This is a genomic window from Paracoccus lutimaris (genome assembly GCF_003337565.1).
GTDB classification, from domain to species: domain Bacteria; phylum Pseudomonadota; class Alphaproteobacteria; order Rhodobacterales; family Rhodobacteraceae; genus Paracoccus; species Paracoccus lutimaris.
In genome coordinates, this window is the sequence record NZ_QPJL01000017.1 from 31,124 (window position 1) to 47,403 (window position 16,280).

Consider the following 16,280-nt stretch of genomic DNA (forward strand, 5'->3'; position numbering starts at 1 on the left):
GCCCCCTGTCGTCTGGCGCTTATTCCGCCGCGTGCCGGACCGCGTAGAAATCGGTTCCGAGAATGGGGGAAAGCTGCCCGATGCCCAGACGGATGTCGAGGGCGGCGCCATAGAAGGGCGCACCATCGGGATCGCTGGGGGTCGTTTCGCCGTGCAGGACCGCCAGCACCGCCGTCTGCGGCAGGCACTCGCGCAGCGTCAGATGGAAATCGGCCACCGCATCCACGTCCAGCGCCGCCGTCGCCTCGTCCAGCAGCAGGATATCGGGCTTGGCCAACAGGATGCGGGCCAGGACCAGCCGCTGTTTCTGGCCGCCCGACAGCACGTTGCGCCAGATCCGGCCCTGATGCAGGACGCTGTCCAGGCAATGGATGAACTCGCCCAGACCGACCCGGGACAGGGCGGCGGCGGCGCTGATGTCGGAATGCTGTTCGGGATGATCGGGATAGGTCACCAGCGCCTTCAGCGTCAGGCGGTCGGGCAGGTCGCTATCCTGTCCGGCAAAGAACATCCGCGCGCCGTCGCGCATCACCACCCGGCCCGCGCCATAGGGCCAGATCCCGGCCACCGCCTTCAGCAGGCTGCTTTTGCCGCAGCCGTTCTGGCCGCGCAGGCAGACCCGGTCGCCGGGGTAAAGTCGCAGCTGCGGCACGCTGAGGAAGGCCGCCGTGTCATGGCCGCGATGATGCAGGCGCAGCTCTTCAAGCGCCAGCAGCGGGCCCATGGGGCGGCGCGTGCGCTCGAACTGGCTGATGCCGGTTTCGGCATAGAATTCCTGGCGCCGGCGCACACGCTCGATCGCCTCGGCCAGTTCGGTCAGCCGTGCGCCATTGGCCTTGAGCGTGGCGATGGCGGGCATGACATTAATAAACCACGAAACGTCGTTGATCAGTTCTGCCGTCAACTCGCCGCTGGCGGCAAAGTCGCGAAAGCTGAGATTGCCGGCCATATAGGCGGGCAGGGCGGGCAGATAGGCCAGAAGGCGTGAGGACAGGAAATTATAGACATTGGTGAACATCATCATGCCGGCGCCCAGCCAGTTCTGCTTGGCCCAGGTCTGGTCCAGCTCGTCATATAGCTTGCCGTTGACGCGGCTTTGGGCGCGTTCGCCCCGGGCGGCGGCCAGACGGCCGACGCGGCCCAGCATGCTGCCCCATTCGCCCCGCCATGCGCCATCGCGGCGTTGACGCTGGACGCTGAGCCTTTCGATGAGGCGCCCCAGCTTCCATGCGATCAGGGTGATCAGCGGCACATAGATCGCGATCAGCAGCAGCGCCAAGAGCGCCGAGCCGTATTCGCCCGGCACCAGATCGACGTGCGCCGCAAAGCCCGCGCCAAGCCAGCCGCCGATGGCCGCATTCGCCTGCGCCCCCCACTGGTCAAGGAAGGGCACCGGCTGACTGCGTTCCAGCAGCGCGACCGAGACGAAATAGATCGAGGTCACCGCCCCCCAAAGCCCCATCGCCAGCCCGATGATGCCGCCATAAAGCCCGGCCGAGCATTCATCCACGCGCTGGTCGATGGCGTCGGGCATGCGGGGGGTGCCGCCCGGCTCGGACCGGTCGCTCATCAGGTCGAAGGCGATGCGTTCATCCGACAGGATCGCGTCGTTGAAGCGCGCGACCAGCCAGCCGCGCGCCCGGCGATGCAGCGTGGCCGAGACGAAATGGCGCAGCGCGATCCCGGCGGCGCGCGCCAGGAAAAGCCCCAGATAGGCCGCCGCCGCCAGCAGGACCACCTGCACCGGATCGACCGTCGCATCGGCGGAATGGAAATTGGCAAGCGAGGCAAGGAAATCCGCGCTGGCGATGGCGACCCAGACGCTGGCTTTGCTGAGCAGGGTGGTGATCACGAAGATGGCGGCTGTCAGCAGCCACGCCTCGCGCCAGCGTTCGGACAGCCAGTACGCTGCCAGCAAGCCCCAGAACCCAGTCAACCTTTTCACGCGCGCTACCTTTTCACTGCCGCGACACGACCTCGCCATCCCACGATGACACAAAATCATCTGCAGGCCGTTAACGGCATATTTTCTGGTATGTTCCGACCGCTTTCGGCGATTTTCGCTATCGCGGCCAAGCTATGGATTCAGCATAGCAAACAAAAACATCGGCGGTAAATCGCCGAAATCGACGCCTGTACTATTATACAAAACAACGGCCGAACTGTCGCTTGATGGCAACGGTCGACCGGTGGGGCGGCGGGCCCGCGATCGGTCAGACCGGACTTGTCAAAAGGCCGGCCGCGCACGGGCGCGGGGCAAGGGGAGCGATGTTCAGCCGCTTTGCGGGCGCGGGGATTTTCCCTCAATGCGCGGCGGCGTGGCCCCAGGGGCCATGCGGCGCATCCTTGCCGTCGATCCGCTCATAGCCATGTGCGCCGAAGAAATCCCGCTGTGCCTGGATCATGTTTGCTGGTGTCCGGGGCGTGCGCATGGTGTCGAACCATGACAGGCCGGCGGCCAGCGCCGGTACGGCAATGCCGGCGGCGGTGGCGGTGGTGACGGTCTTGCGCAGCGCCGCCGCGCTTTCGCGCAGCATGGCGGTAAAGGGGCTGGCAAAGATCAGGTTCTCGCCCGGCGCCTCTGCCAGCGCCCGCGCCATGTCGTTGAGCATTTCCGAGCGGATAATGCAGCCATTGCGCCAGATCCGCGCGATGGCCGGCATCGGCAGATCCCAGGAGAACTGCGCCGAGGCGCGGGCCAGCATCTCGAAGCCTTGCGCATAGCACAGGATCTTGCCCGCGATCAGGGCCTGTTCCAGTGTCGCGGTATCCAGGCTGCCCGTGGGCAGCGATTGCGGCATTGCGCCAAAGACCCGCGCGCCTTTCTGGCGATCGTCGAGCCGCGCCGACAGATTGCGCGCGCCGACGGCGGCTTCGATCACCGGGATTGCGACGGCGAGGTGCTGGGCCTCGATCACTGTCCAGCGGCCGGTGCCCTTCTGCCCCGCCTTGTCCAGGATCACGTCCAGCATCGGCCCGCCGGTGATCGGGTCCGCCGCGCGGGCGACCTTGCCCGAGATCTCGATCAGATACGAGGCCAGCGGCCCGCGATTCCACGCCTCGAATGTGTCCGCCACGGCATCTGCCGCAAAGCCCATGCCGTCGCGCATGACGCTGTAGGTTTCGGCAATCATCTGCATGTCGGCATATTCGATGCCATTGTGGACCATCTTGACGAAATGACCCGCACCGCCCGGCCCCATCAGGGCTGCGCATGGCTCGTCGTTGTATTTGGCCGAGATCGCCTCGAGCAGCGGGCCCATGCGCTGCCAATGTGCCGCGTCACCGCCAGCCATGATCGACGGGCCGTGGCGCGCGCCATCCTCGCCGCCCGACACGCCGATGCCCATGAAATCGAAGGCCTCGCCCGCGCAATCGCGCACGCGGCGTTCGGTGTCGGTATAGTTGGCGTTGCCGGCATCGATGACCAGATCGCCCGGCCCCAGAAGCGGGCGAAGCCGGGCGATCTGGTCATCGACCACCGGCCCTGCCGGAACCATCAGGATGATCGAGCGCGGGGGCGTGATCGCGGCGACGAACTCCTCCAGCGTTCTGGCGGGCGTCAGCCGTCCGGCCAATGCGCCGGCCGAGGCCATGAAAGCATCCGTGACGCTGCCGGTGCGATTGAAGACGGCGATGGCATTGCCCTTTTCGGCGATGTTCAGCGCCAGCGCCGCCCCCATGGTGCCAAGCCCGATCAAGCCAAGATGCGGTGCGTTTTCCATGTCATGCTCCTGTTCCAGCGGGTGCGGTCACCGCATCGATTGAATCTGGTCCGTGAAGGTCGGGCAACGATCCACGACCGCTGCCGGGGCGCGTCCGCCTCTGGCAAGAATCGCATAGTGGTGGATTAGCGATGCAAGGTCCATGCCGTGTTGCAGGGCTGCGGCCGCGCCCGAAATGCCCGCGCCGCCATCGTGACGGCCGAAGCGGCGGCGCCCGGACGCGGGCCATCGGCGGGAGGATTGTCCGGCGGGCAGGGCCATAGAGAGATCGCACCGGAAAGGGGATGGAGCGGGTGATGGGAATCGAACCCACGTATTCAGCTTGGAAGGCTGCTGCTCTACCATTGAGCTACACCCGCGTCGCCCATCTCTATAGGGACTGTCGCAAAGCCGCGCAAGCATCGCCGGCTTGACGGTTGTCGGACGGCAGGGCAAGCAGGGCGCTATGATCGACATTCGTCCCGTGGCTCATATCGTCGGCAAGCTCGTCGTCACGCTGGGGGCAGCGATGTCGCTGCCCATGTTCGTGGACTGGTGGGCGGGGGACCCGCATTGGCAGGTCTTCCTGGAATCGGGCATCCTGACCATGCTGGCGGGCGCCTTGGTCACGCTCTCGACGCGGCAGGCCGACAAGTCCCTGACCATCAAGCAGGCCTTTCTGTTGACCGCGCTCTTGTGGCTGGTGCTGCCCCTGGCGGGGGCGCTGCCCTTCATGCTGGGCGCGCCCTATGCCAGCTTTACCGACGCCTATTTCGAGGCGATGTCGGGCTTTACCACCACCGGCACCACCGCCTTTCCCGAGCTGGACACATTGCCGCGCGGCACCAACCTGTGGCGCTGTTTCCTGAACTGGGCCGGAGGGCTGGGGATCATCGTCGTCGCCATGATCTTCCTGCCGGTGATGAAGGTCGGCGGCATGCAGTTCTTCAAGTCCGAGGGCTTTGACACGATGGGCAAGATCCTGCCCCGTGCCTTTGACATCGCAGGCGAGATGACCGGCGTCTATTGCGCCATGACCGGTGCCTGCATGATCATCTATATCCTGTTCGGGATGACCGGATTCGACGCGCTGGTGCTGGCGCTGTCGACCTGTTCGACCGGGGGATTTTCCAACTATGACGCCAGTTTCGGCCCCTTTATCGGGCCGCTGGAATATGTCGCCTCGGTCTTCATGATCCTGGCCTCGATCCCGTTCATCCGCATGGTGCAGCTGATCCGGGGCTCGGCCGATCCCTTGTGGCGCGACGTGCAGGTGCGGGCCTATATCCGCTGGACCTTCTATGCCATCGCCGCGATCGTGGCCTATCGGCTGGTCTGGCTGAAGGCCGGCGATCCGTCCGATGTCATCCGCGAGACGGTCTTCAACGTGGTCTCGACCTTTTCGGGCACGGGCTATGCCTCGACCGATGTGATGAAATGGGGGCATCTGCCCTTTGCCATCCTGATCGTCGTGGGGCTGATCGGCGGCTGCACCGGCTCGACCTCATGTTCGGTCAAGGTCTTTCGCTATCTGGTGCTGTTTCAGGCCATCAAGTCGCAGCTGCGCCGCATGCGTTCGCCGCACCGGGTCTATCCGCTGAAATATGACGGCCGCCCGCTGGAACAGGACGTCATCGATTCGGTCATGGCGTTTTTCACCCTGTTCATGCTGACATTCGGCGTGCTGGTCGTCGGGCTGGCGCTGACCGGGCTGCATCCGCGCACGGCCTTGACCGGCGCATGGACGGCCATCGCCAATGTCGGCGTGATGTGGGGGCCGGAACTCAGCCCCAATGGCGCGGTAAACAACTTTCCGGCCAGCGCCCGCTGGATGATGACCATGGGCATGTATATCGGCCGGTTAGAGCTGCTGTCGGTCTTTGTGCTGTTCCTGCCCAGCTTTTGGCGGTCCTAGTTCTGGACCGCCGGTGCTGCCGGGGCTGATGCCGGTTCTGCCGGGGCGATGGCGGGGGGCTCGGGCTGGGCCTCGCCCGCGCCGGGGGCGAAACGGGCCAGATTGTCCGAGATTTCCGCCGCAAGCCGGTGCTGGTCCTCGGGGTCCGAGATCGGCCAGATCAGCACGAAGCCCTGTGCGCGGCCGTCAACGACCTTGCCCTCGGCATGGCCGATATGGGTCTGGTTCCGCCCGTCCAGCGTGACGCTGCCACGCTCGACCTTGCGTTCGGGCTGCGGCACCCAGCCAAGCGCGGTGACGAGGCCCGCGATATCCAGCATTTCCTGCTGGCCGCCGGGTTGCGAGAACAGGATCAGCGCCGCGCCCGAGCCATTCTTGGGCCCATAGATCGACAGCGCCCGTTCGGCGCGGTCGAATTGCAGCTTTTCCATCGGCACCGGCAGCGACAGGCCGGTATGGGGGTCCTGCAGCACGGTCAGGCCCATGCCCTGACGCCATGCCTCGCGCCGGGCGATCAGCTCGGCCATGGCGGTGGCGGCATCGGGGGCGGCGCGCAGGCGCACGATCTCGCTGGCGATGGCGGACTGGGTCATCGGGCCGTCCTTGCCGTCGATGGCGCCATCGTAATGGCCGGCCCAACGCAGGGCGCGCTGGATATCCTCAAGCGGCGGCATTGGCAGCGGATCGGATTCCTGCGGATGGATGACGCCGGGCGCAGGCGTGGCGCCGGCGATGGCGACGGTGCCGATATCAGTTGCCGGGGTCAGGAATGCGTCGCGCGGCACGGCTTTGGCGTTCTTGAAGGCGGTCAGCCATGCCTCGCCGGGGAATTCGTCAAAGGGGCCGACGGCGATGACATGGCGGCCATTGGGCAGCGTCCACAGCCCGGCCTCGGGCAGGGTCTTGCGGTATTCGGCCAGAATCTCCTCGGCCTTGGCGCGGTCGGCGCTTGATTCGATGCGGATGAAGACCTGCGCGGGCGGCGGCGGGGCCTCGGGCGTCGCGGCGGCAGGCTCAGTGGCGGCGGTCTCGGTCGCATCCGCCGGGGCAGGGGAGGCCATGGCATCGACCGCCGGCAGATCCGCAGGCGCCGCGATTCCCGTGCCATCGGTGGGGAAGGTCGAGCCGGGCGAGCCAGCCTCGGGCGCATCGGTGACCACCGCGCCGCCGGTGGCATCGACCGGCGCATCAGCAGGTGCGCTGCCCGCGACCTTGGTCAGCTCACGCCCCGAGGCGGGCGACAGAAAGCTGTCGGCGGGCACTTTCTTTTCGGTTTTCAGCGTCGCAAGCCGGGCATCGGCCTCTTCGCGCGGCATCGGACCCAGCGCGATGCCGATCCAGCCATCGCTTAACGGGAAGGTCACCACGTCGGGAAACTGCGCGCTCCAGCCCTGTGCGGTGGTCTGGGCGGCCTCGGTCCCGCGCTTGGCCTCGATCCGGATCACCACATCCTCGGCCGACGCAGCCTGTGCCCCGATCAGCGGCAAGGCCGCCCCGATGATGAATGCAAAGCGCCGCATGCATGTCCCTCTCATTGACCCCACGCCGCCCTCTGCCTAGAAGGCGGCTGATATTTCCTGCCAGTTATGCCGAAGGAAGCCCAGATGACCAGCCCCAAGGACAACCAGACGGACAAACCCGTCTGCTTTCAGGACGTGATTCTGCGCCTGCAGTCCTATTGGGCGGCGCAGGGCTGCGCGGTCCTGCAGCCTTACGACATGGAGGTCGGGGCCGGCACCTTCCACCCGGCGACCACCTTGCGCAGCCTTGGCGCGCGGCCATGGGCGGCGGCCTATGTCCAGCCCTCGCGCCGTCCGACCGATGGGCGCTACGGTGAAAACCCGAACCGGCTGCAGCATTACTACCAGTATCAGGTCATCATCAAACCCAGCCCGGCGAACCTGCAGGACCTGTATCTGGGCAGCCTGAAGGCCATCGGCCTTGACCCGATGATCCATGATGTCCGTTTTGTCGAGGATGACTGGGAAAGCCCGACGCTGGGCGCATGGGGTCTTGGCTGGGAGGTCTGGTGCGACGGCATGGAGGTCAGCCAGTTCACCTATTTCCAGCAGGTCGGCGGCCATGACTGCCGTCCCGTCTCGGGCGAGCTGACCTATGGGCTGGAACGTCTGGCCATGTATGTGCTGGGGGTCGAGCATGTGATGGACATGCCCTTCAACAACCCCGAAAGTCCGATCCCGCTGAGCTATGGCGACATCTTCCGGCAGGCCGAGCGTGAATATTCCCGCTGGAACTTCGAGCAGGCCGACACCGAGATGCTGCTGCAGCATTTCAAGGATGCCGAGGCCGAATGCGCCCGCATCCTTGACGCGGCTGATACCGATGCGGCGGGGCGCGCGATTCCGATGGCGCATCCGGCCTATGATCAGGCCATCAAGGCCAGCCACCTGTTCAACCTTCTGGACGCGCGCGGCGTGATCTCGGTGACCGAACGTCAAGCCTATATCGGCCGCGTCCGCGCGCTGGCCAAGCGCTGCGCCGACCTGTTCGTCACCACCTCGGCCGCGACCGGCGAGGCGCTGCCCACCTTCCCGACTGGCGCATAGAATGAACGGTCGCTGGCCTGCGCTTGTCCTGATCATCGCCGCCGTCGCGGCGGGCGGTGGTATGTGGTATGCGCAGGAATATGCCTATTACGACGAGCTGGACCCGGCCACGGTCACGCTGACCGCCACGGTCGCGGACCAATCCGTGCCGCTGGCCGTCACCGATCTGCGGGCGATTGATGCCGACAGCTCTCCGATCCGCTGGCGTGCCTGCTTTCGCCTGAGCGCGCCGCTGCCCGCCGGCACCACGCCTTTTGACAAGCCCGAACCCAGCTTTGCCCCCGGCTGGTTCGATTGCTTTCAGGCCGACCGGATCGGCGCCGACCTCGAATCCGGCGCCGCCACCGCCTATCTTTCCCAGCCCGAGATCCACCCGGACGTGGACCGCGTGATTGCCGTCTATCCCGATGGCCGCGCCTATGGCTGGCACCAGATCAATGACAAGACCCCCGAACGCGGAGTGATGGACTGATGGCCGACTTGCTGATCGAGCTTTTCTCCGAGGAAATCCCGGCCCGGATGCAGGCCCGTGCGCGCGAGGATCTGAAAAAACTCGTCACCGACGGTCTGGTCGAGGCTGGCCTGACCTATACCGGTGCCGGTGCCTTTTCGACGCCGCGCCGCCTGACCCTGACGGTGCAGGGGCTGACCGCACACAGCCCCACCACGCGCGAGGAACGCAAGGGCCCCCGGACGGATGCTCCCGATGCCGCGCTCGAGGGCTTTCTGCGCTCGACCGGTCTGACGAAAGACCAGCTCGAGGCGCGCGACGACAAGAAGGGCCAGGTCTGGTTCGCCGTGATCCAGCGCCCCGGCCGCCCCGCCGCCGAGATCATCGCCGAAGTGCTGGATCGCACCATCCGCAACTTTCCCTGGCCGAAATCCATGCGCTGGGGCGCGGGCAGCCTGCGCTGGGTCCGTCCCCTGCATGCGATCATCTGCCTGCTGTCCGACGAGGCCGGCGCGACCATCGTGCCCTTCGAGATCGAGGGCATCGTGGCGGGCAACACCACCCGAGGCCACCGCTTCATGGCCCCCGATGCCTTTGCCGTCACCGGCTTTGACGACTACGCCGCCAAACTGCGCCGCGCCCGCGTCATGCTGGACGCCGATGAGCGCGAAGCCGCGATCCGGCAAGAGGCCGCGAACCTCGCCTTCGCGCGCGGCTGGGAGATCATGCCCGACGACGCCTTGCTGTCCGAGGTCGCGGGCCTTGTCGAATGGCCCGTCCCGCTGATGGGCGCGATCGAGGAACGCTTCCTATCCCTGCCGCCCGAGGTGCTGCAAACCTCGATGCGGGAACACCAGAAGTTCTTCTCGGCCAGAAACCCGAAAACCGGCCGGATCGAGGGCTTTGTCACCGTCGCCAATATCGACACCCCCGATCAGGGCGAGACGATCCTCAAGGGCAATCAGCGCGTGCTGGCCGCCCGCCTGTCGGACGCGGCGTTTTTCTGGGAGAACGACCTGCGCGAGGCCCGCGCCGGCATGAAGGATTGGGCCGAGGGCCTGAAATCCGTGACCTTCCAAAGCAAGCTCGGCTCGCAGGCCGACCGCATTACCCGCATTGCCGCGCTGGCTGGCGAGATTGCGCCGCTGGTCGGCGCCGACCCCGATCAGGCCGCGCGCGCGGCTAAGCTGGCAAAACTCGACCTGCGCAGCGCCATGGTTGGCGAGTTCCCCGAACTGCAAGGCACGATGGGCCGCTATTACGCGCTTGAGGCCGGTGAGCCGCAGGCGGTCGCCGACGCCGCCCGCGACCATTATTCGCCGCTTGGCCCCTCGGACGCGGTCCCGACTGCGCCGGTTTCCGTTGCCGTGGCGCTGGCCGACAAGATCGACACGCTGACCGGCTTCTGGGCGATTGACGAAAAACCGACGGGATCAAAGGACCCCTTTGCGCTGCGTCGGGCAGCGCTCGGGGTTATTCGGTTGGTGTTGGGGAATGAGCTGAGAACCAGCTTGGAAGTGCATATTGCGCAATCGCATCAGTTTTTAGCGCGTAGCATAGCCAATACGCGCGAGCTTCGCCCTCTTGATCATCCCAACTATAATGTCGGCTATCAAATTAATGATGCGACTGAATATAGTGAGCATCATCGCGAGGCAGAATACGATCCAAACCAAGATTACCTTCTTGGTGAATATGAGGGTCGGCCAGTCGGTCCCAGCGTAAGTTTTCCGGCCAGAGAGCATGTAGGTGTGTTTTCTGGTCAGAGAAAAACTACCACCGACCTCCTCGCTTTCCTCCACGACCGCCTGAAGGTCTATCTCCGCGACCAGGGCATCCGCCATGACATCATCGACGCCGTCCTTGCCCAGCCCGGCAATGACGACCTCGTGCAGGTGGTGAACCGCGCCACCGCCCTCAACGACATGCTGAAAACCGAGGACGGCCAGAACCTGACCCAGGGCCTGAAACGCGCCGGCAACATTCTCGCGCAGGCCGAGGACAAGGACGGCGTCGAATACAGCTTTGGCGCCGACGAGAAATTCGCCGAAACCGACGCCGAACGCGCCCTTTTCAAGGCCCTCGACACAGCAGAACCCGCGATCCGCAAGGCCATGGCCGCCGAGGATTTCCCCGCCGCCATGACCGCCATCGCCGCCCTTCGCGCCCCCATCGACGCCTTCTTCGAGGCGGTGCAGGTCAATACCGACAACCAGATCATCCGCCGCAACCGCCTGAACCTGCTCTCGCGCATCCGCGAGGCCGGGCGCCAGATCGCCGATTTCACCCGGATCGAGGGCTGACCCCCTCTTTCATGTGCAAATATCCTGCGGGGGTCCGGGGGCGCAAAGCCCCCGGTTCGGCCGTGCCGCAGGCCCATTTCTTCGCACTTGCAGCAATGCGCCGCGCATGCCTAATGTGACGGCAACATGACCGCATTGATCAACCCCGAAGCCATTGTCGAAATCACCCCCTCGGCGGGGGTGCGCACCGCGCTGCATGGCTGGCGAGCAAAATGCCTGCAGCGCCTGATCCGCATGGATCTGCCGGTGCCGACCAGCTTTGCCATCTCGGCCGATGCGGTGCGCGCCATCGCCATGGGCGGCACGCCCGACCGCGCCCGGCTGGCGGCGATCATCGAACGCGCCGACGGGCTGGTCAGCGTCCGGCCCTCGGCGCAGAACCCGGCATGGGGCGGGCCGGGCACGGTCCTGAACGTGGGCATCAACGCGGCCTGCCATGCGCGGCTGGCGGAAACCCGGGGCAAGCCCGCCGCCGACGCGCTCTATCTGGGCTTTGTGCAATCCTATGCGATCCATGTCGCGCGGCTCGACCCCGACATGTTCTCGGACAGCGATGCGGGGCTTGATGCCGCCCTTCGCGCCTATGAGGACGAAACCGACGAGGAATTTCCCCAGGACCCCGCCCGCCAATTGGCCGAGGTGCTGCGCTCCATGGCCCGCGCCTGGGACGGCCCGACCGCGCGGCTGCTGCGTCAGGCCAAGGGGGCGCCGGACAGCGCGCCCTTGGGGCTGGTCGTTCAGGACATGGCGCTGGCCATCGGGCCGGGCGTCACCGGCTCGGGCACGATCCAGTTCGTCGATGGCGTCACCGGCACGCCGCGCATCACCGGACGCTTTCGCGGCCAAAGTCAGGGCACCGCGCGCGGCGAGGGGGCCGAGACGCTTTACCTGACCCGCGATCCGCGCGGCCCCTCGCTGGAAGAGGCCGCGCCGCAGGTCTTTGCCGATCTGGTCCGCTTCGGCATCGCCGCGCGCGAACGCCTGCGCGAGGAAATGCAGATCGAATTCGTGATCTCGGACAGCCGCGTCGCGATCATCGACGCGGTGCGGGTGCAGCGCAGCTCGCGCGCCAGCGTCCGCATCGCCGTGGCTCTGGCGCGCGACGGCGTCATCCCGCCGCAAGAGGCGGTGATGCGGGTCGAACCCCGGGCGCTTTCGGACCTTCTGCACCATCAGGTCGATCCGCGCGCCCCCCGCGACGTCATCGCGCGCGGCATCAACGCCAGCCCCGGCGCCGCCACCGGCCGCATCGTCTTCAACGCCGCCGCCGCCCAGGACGCCGAGGCGCGGGGCGAACGCTGCGTCCTTGTCCGTCGCGAAACCGTCCCCGAGGATATCCGCGGCATGCATGCGTCGGTCGCGGTCCTGACCGAACGGGGCGGCATGACCAGCCATGCGGCGGTGATCGCGCGCGGCATGGGCCTGCCCTGCATCGTCGGCGCCAGCGAAATCACCATCGACAGCCGCGCCCGCACCCTGCAGGCGCGCGGCCGCACCTTCCTCGAGGGCGAGGAGATCACCATCGACGGCACCTCGGGCGAGGTGCTGGCCGGCGCCGCCGAGATGCTGGAACCGGCGCTGGACGACAGTTTCGCGCAATTGCTGGAATGGGCCGACCGCGAATGCCGCATCACCGTGCGCGCCAATGCCGACACGCCCGAGGATGCCCGCACCGCGCGCATGTTCAACGCCCAGGGCATCGGCCTTTGCCGCACCGAGCACATGTTCTTTGACGAAGAACGCCTGCCTGCCATGCGCGAGATGATCTTCGCCACCCAGCCCGAGGATCGCCGCCTGTCCTTGGAACGTCTGCTGCCCATGCAGCGCAGCGACTTTACCAAGCTTTTCGAGATCATGGCCGGGCTGCCGGTCACCATCCGCCTGTTCGACCCGCCCCTGCACGAATTCCTGCCCCATGACCGCGAGGGCATGCGCGAGCTGGCGGAATCGCTGGATCTGCCGCTCTCGGACGTCACCCGCCGGGTCGATGCGCTGTCGGAATTCAACCCGATGCTGGGCATGCGCGGCGTGCGGCTGGGCATCACCGTGCCCGAGATTTACGACATGCAGGCCCGCGCCATCTTCGAGGCCACCATCGACGCCAGCCATAACGGCGATCCGGTGGTGCCGGAAATCATGATCCCGCTGGTCAGCGCCCGGCGCGAGGTCGAGCTGGTCAAGACCCGCATCGACGCGGTGGCGGCGGCGGTGCGCAACCGCACCCGCAAGGATTTCACCTATCGCCTTGGCGTCATGGTCGAGACCCCGCGCGCCGCGCTGCGCGCCGGCGACATCGCCGAACACGCGGCCTTCATGTCCTTTGGCACGAATGACCTGACGCAGATGACCTATGGCCTGTCGCGCGACGATGCCGGCCGCTTCATGGGCACCTATGTCAGCCAGGGCGTCTATTCCGAGGACCCCTTCCACATCCTTGACCGCGAGGGGGTGGGCGAGTTGGTCGCCATCGGCGCCGACCGTGCCCGCGCGCATAAACCGGGCATCACCATCTCGGTCTGCGGCGAGCATGGCGGCAACCCGGAATCGATCGCCTTCTGTCTCAGGGCGGGGGTGGATTACGTCTCGTGCTCACCGTTCCGGGTGCCGGTGGCGCGGCTGGCGGCGGCGCAGGAATCGATTCTCATGGCGCGGGGCGAGGGCAAAATCGACCTCTCCGGCAGGTCTTAAGACCTGCGGTTTTTGGCCGGTTTTCGCCCGTTAACCAAAATGCCGTCGGCAGGTTTCCGCCAAACTCTTCTAAAATCACGCGAATTGGTGGTCTCACATGAAAGTGGGCTGGATCGGAGCATGCAGTTTCGGGCTTCTAACGGCTGATTGAGGCCCAAAGGCGGGCCCCCGACGAAACTGACCGCGACCCGAATGATTGACCGGGCCGGACCGAAAACAGGACCAACATGTCTATGAAAATGTCATGGCTGGCGCGCGTTTCCGTGTGTGTTGCTGTCGCACTGTCGCCTGTCCTGGCGTCCCCGGCACTGGCCAATGGCCCTGCCAAGGCCGCCCATGAGACCAAATCCAAGCAGACCCGCGTCGAGACGCAGGTCAGCCAGCGCGATCTGCAATGCCTCGCCGAGGCCTTGTATTTCGAAGCCCGTGGCGAAGGCTCGCAAGGCCAGCGCGCCGTGGCCGAGGTGATCCTGAACCGGGTGGACCACCCGCGCTTCCCGAAAACCGTCTGCGGGGTCGTGAACCAGCGCGGCCAGTTCACCTATAACAAGAACGCCCGCATCCGCGAAAAGGGCACCTATGCCCGCGTCCACAAGATCGCGCAGGCCGCCCTGTCGGGTGCGCCGCGCACGCTGACCAATGGTGCGACCTATTTCCACACCGGCCGCGTCAAGCCGTCGTGGTCGCGCCGGTTCGAGCGCACGACGCGCATCGGCTCGCATATCTTCTATCGCTCGGATCGCCGTCTGGCGGTGAACTGAGGCCGCGCGCATAAGGCGCGCCGCCGACGCAAATCTACCGACCATTCAGCGGCCCCGTCCCTTGCGGCGGGGCCGTTGGCATGAGACAGGGGCGCATGGACCAGCCTGACCGCATTCACCTGCGCGACTATGTCGTCGCCGCCGAGATCGGCGCTTTCCAGACCGAGCGGGGCCACCCGCAGCGGCTGCGCTTTGACATCGAGGTGGAACTGGCCAGCCATGTCGTCGGCGTCAATGACGAGGTGGACCGCATCCTCAGCTATGACATCCTGACCGGGGCGGTGGCCTCGGGGCTGGCGGATCGCCGCTATGACCTCTTGGAAACGCTGGCCGAAAAGATCGCGGCGCAGATCCTGATCCATCCGCGCGCGGCGCAGGTCGCGGTGACGGTGGAAAAGCTGGACCGCATTCCCGGCGCGCTGGGGGTGACGCTGGTGCGCCGGCAGGCCCGCGTTCAGGCCAAGCATGTCGCGGCACCGATCCGGGTGATCTTTCACGGCGCCGACCTGACCCTGACCGAGGGCGCGGTGGCGCTGGTCCCTGACGCGCCCGGCCTGCCGCTGCCCCAGGGCGGCAATGCGCGCGAGGTTGAATTACTGGCACTGGATCAGGCGGCATGGGCCCTGGCGGGGCATCTCGGCCTGACCGTGGCCGACAGCCGCACCGAACTGGACTGGGCCGCAGCCGAGGGCCGCGCCGTGGTCTGGGCGCCCGCGCGCATGGTCCGCGACGTGGCTGGCCTACCGCCCGAGCCGCAGGTGCTGGCGCTGTGGCTGGCCGAGCGGCTGGGCGCGAGCCAGCTTGACTGGGCGCTGCCCAAGGGGGCCGCCATGCCCGCCATTCCCGCCGATTTCCTGGTGCCGACCCGGCGTCTTTGAAACGCGGCCTTGATTTGGCCGCGCGGGGGCCTAAAGACCCAAGCCATGACCGAATATTTTCGCCCCATTCCCTGCGAGACCGGGCGCTGGCAACTGGCCGGCGGCTGGCTGCGCTTTTCGCAATTCGAGCTGCTGAGCCGCAACGCGCCCGCGCGCATCGTCGATCATGCCCCCGATGAGGTGCTGGCGGCGCTGACCGCGCCACGCGCGCCTTTGCTGGGTCTTGGCTTGGACCAGCCGCACATCATGGGCATCGTGAACGCCACCCCCGACAGTTTCTCGGACGGGGGCCGCTATGAGGGGGCGGCGCAGGCCCGGCTTTTGGCCGATGAGGGCGCGGATATTCTGGATATCGGCGGGGAATCGACCCGCCCCGGCGCGCTGGAGGTCCCGGCCGCCGACGAGATCGCCCGCATCACCCCGGTGATCGCGGCGGCGCGGCGGCTGGCGGCGATTTCGGTCGATACGCGCAAGGCGGATGTGGCGCTGGCGGCGCTGGCGGCGGGGGCGGGGATGGTCAATGACGTCTCGGGCCTTGATTTCGACCCGGCGCTTGCGGGCGTCGTGGCGGATGCCGGCGCGCCCGTCTGCCTGATGCATGCCCAAGGTATCCCCCGGACCATGCAGGACAATCCCAGCTACGGCGATGTGCTTCTGGATGTCTATGACGCGCTGGCCGAACGTATCGCGCGGGCGCGATCGGCGGGAATCCCCCACGACAGGATCGTGATTGATCCGGGCATTGGTTTTGGCAAGACCGAGGCGCATAATCTGGCCATCCTGCGGCGGATTTCGCTGTTTCACGGGCTGGGTTCGCCCGTGCTGCTGGGCGTCTCGCGCAAGCGTTTCATCGGCAGCATCGGCGGGGCCGAGGCGGCGATCGACCGCTTTGCCGGGACGCTGGCCGTGACCCTTGCCGGGATCGCGCAGGGCATACAGATCCACCGCGTCCATGACGTGGCACAAACAAGACAGGGTATTGCCCTATGGCGGGCCGTGACCCGGAGGTGAGC

At 66.5% G+C, this 16,280-nt stretch carries 11 protein-coding genes and 1 tRNA gene; 8 read left to right on the forward strand and 4 right to left on the reverse strand.

From position 1 onward, the window contains the following. Positions 1-19 precede the first annotated feature (19 nt). The 3 genes from DFP89_RS14390 to DFP89_RS14400 all read right to left on the reverse strand — a co-directional run bounded on the left by DFP89_RS14390 (position 20) and on the right by DFP89_RS14400 (position 4,084). On the reverse strand, positions 20-1,945 hold the full coding sequence (locus DFP89_RS14390) for an ATP-binding cassette domain-containing protein (RefSeq protein WP_181870350.1): 1,926 nt from the start codon (positions 1,943-1,945) through the stop codon (positions 20-22). A 358-nt stretch (positions 1,946-2,303) separates the two neighbouring features. Continuing rightward, positions 2,304-3,725 carry an NADP-dependent phosphogluconate dehydrogenase gene (gene gndA, locus DFP89_RS14395; RefSeq protein WP_114350094.1) on the reverse strand — a complete coding sequence of 474 codons (1,422 nt, stop codon included), beginning with the start codon at positions 3,723-3,725 and terminating at the stop codon, positions 2,304-2,306. A gap of 285 nt (positions 3,726-4,010) precedes the next feature. Further along, positions 4,011-4,084: transfer RNA gene (locus DFP89_RS14400), tRNA-Gly, on the reverse strand. Positions 4,085-4,170: 86 nt separating this feature from the next. Between DFP89_RS14400 and DFP89_RS14405 the strand changes: the two genes are divergently transcribed. Further along, on the forward strand, positions 4,171-5,619 hold the full coding sequence (locus DFP89_RS14405; protein ID WP_114350095.1) for a TrkH family potassium uptake protein: 1,449 nt from the start codon (positions 4,171-4,173) through the stop codon (positions 5,617-5,619). On the opposite strand, the gene DFP89_RS14410 is transcribed toward DFP89_RS14405, so the two are convergent. Beyond that, on the reverse strand, positions 5,616-7,139 hold the full coding sequence (locus tag DFP89_RS14410) for a peptidoglycan-binding domain-containing protein (RefSeq protein ID WP_114350096.1): 1,524 nt from the start codon (positions 7,137-7,139) through the stop codon (positions 5,616-5,618). The two genes, DFP89_RS14405 and DFP89_RS14410, sit on opposite strands and share 4 nt — an antisense overlap. An 84-nt stretch (positions 7,140-7,223) precedes the next feature. On the opposite strand from DFP89_RS14410, the gene DFP89_RS14415 reads away from it, so the two are divergent. The 7 genes from DFP89_RS14415 to folP all read left to right on the forward strand — a co-directional run bounded on the left by DFP89_RS14415 (position 7,224) and on the right by folP (position 16,278). Then, positions 7,224-8,186 (forward strand): glycine--tRNA ligase subunit alpha, encoded by a 963-nt coding sequence (locus DFP89_RS14415; protein WP_114350097.1) that lies wholly within the window; start codon positions 7,224-7,226, stop codon positions 8,184-8,186. 1 nt (position 8,187) lies between these two features. Next, a complete protein-coding gene (locus DFP89_RS14420) occupies positions 8,188-8,658 on the forward strand; it encodes a DUF6446 family protein (protein WP_114350098.1) in 471 nt (156 codons plus the stop codon). Beyond that, positions 8,658-10,940 (forward strand): glycine--tRNA ligase subunit beta, encoded by a 2,283-nt coding sequence (gene glyS / locus DFP89_RS14425; RefSeq protein WP_114350099.1) that lies wholly within the window; start codon positions 8,658-8,660, stop codon positions 10,938-10,940. Before DFP89_RS14420 ends, glyS begins: the two co-directional genes overlap by 1 nt. A 126-nt stretch (positions 10,941-11,066) precedes the next feature. Continuing rightward, positions 11,067-13,628, forward strand: coding sequence for a putative PEP-binding protein (locus tag DFP89_RS14430; RefSeq protein WP_114350100.1), 2,562 nt, complete (start codon positions 11,067-11,069; stop codon positions 13,626-13,628). 227 nt (positions 13,629-13,855) lie between these two features. Next, a complete protein-coding gene (locus DFP89_RS14435; protein WP_114350101.1) occupies positions 13,856-14,389 on the forward strand; it encodes a cell wall hydrolase in 534 nt (177 codons plus the stop codon). 95 nt (positions 14,390-14,484) lie between these two features. After that, positions 14,485-15,267: a dihydroneopterin aldolase gene (locus DFP89_RS14440; protein WP_114350102.1), complete on the forward strand. Its 783-nt coding sequence runs from the start codon at positions 14,485-14,487 to the stop codon at positions 15,265-15,267. A gap of 45 nt (positions 15,268-15,312) precedes the next feature. Next, on the forward strand, positions 15,313-16,278 hold the full coding sequence (folP, locus tag DFP89_RS14445) for a dihydropteroate synthase (protein ID WP_114350103.1): 966 nt from the start codon (positions 15,313-15,315) through the stop codon (positions 16,276-16,278). The last annotated feature ends 2 nt before the right edge of the window (positions 16,279-16,280 follow it).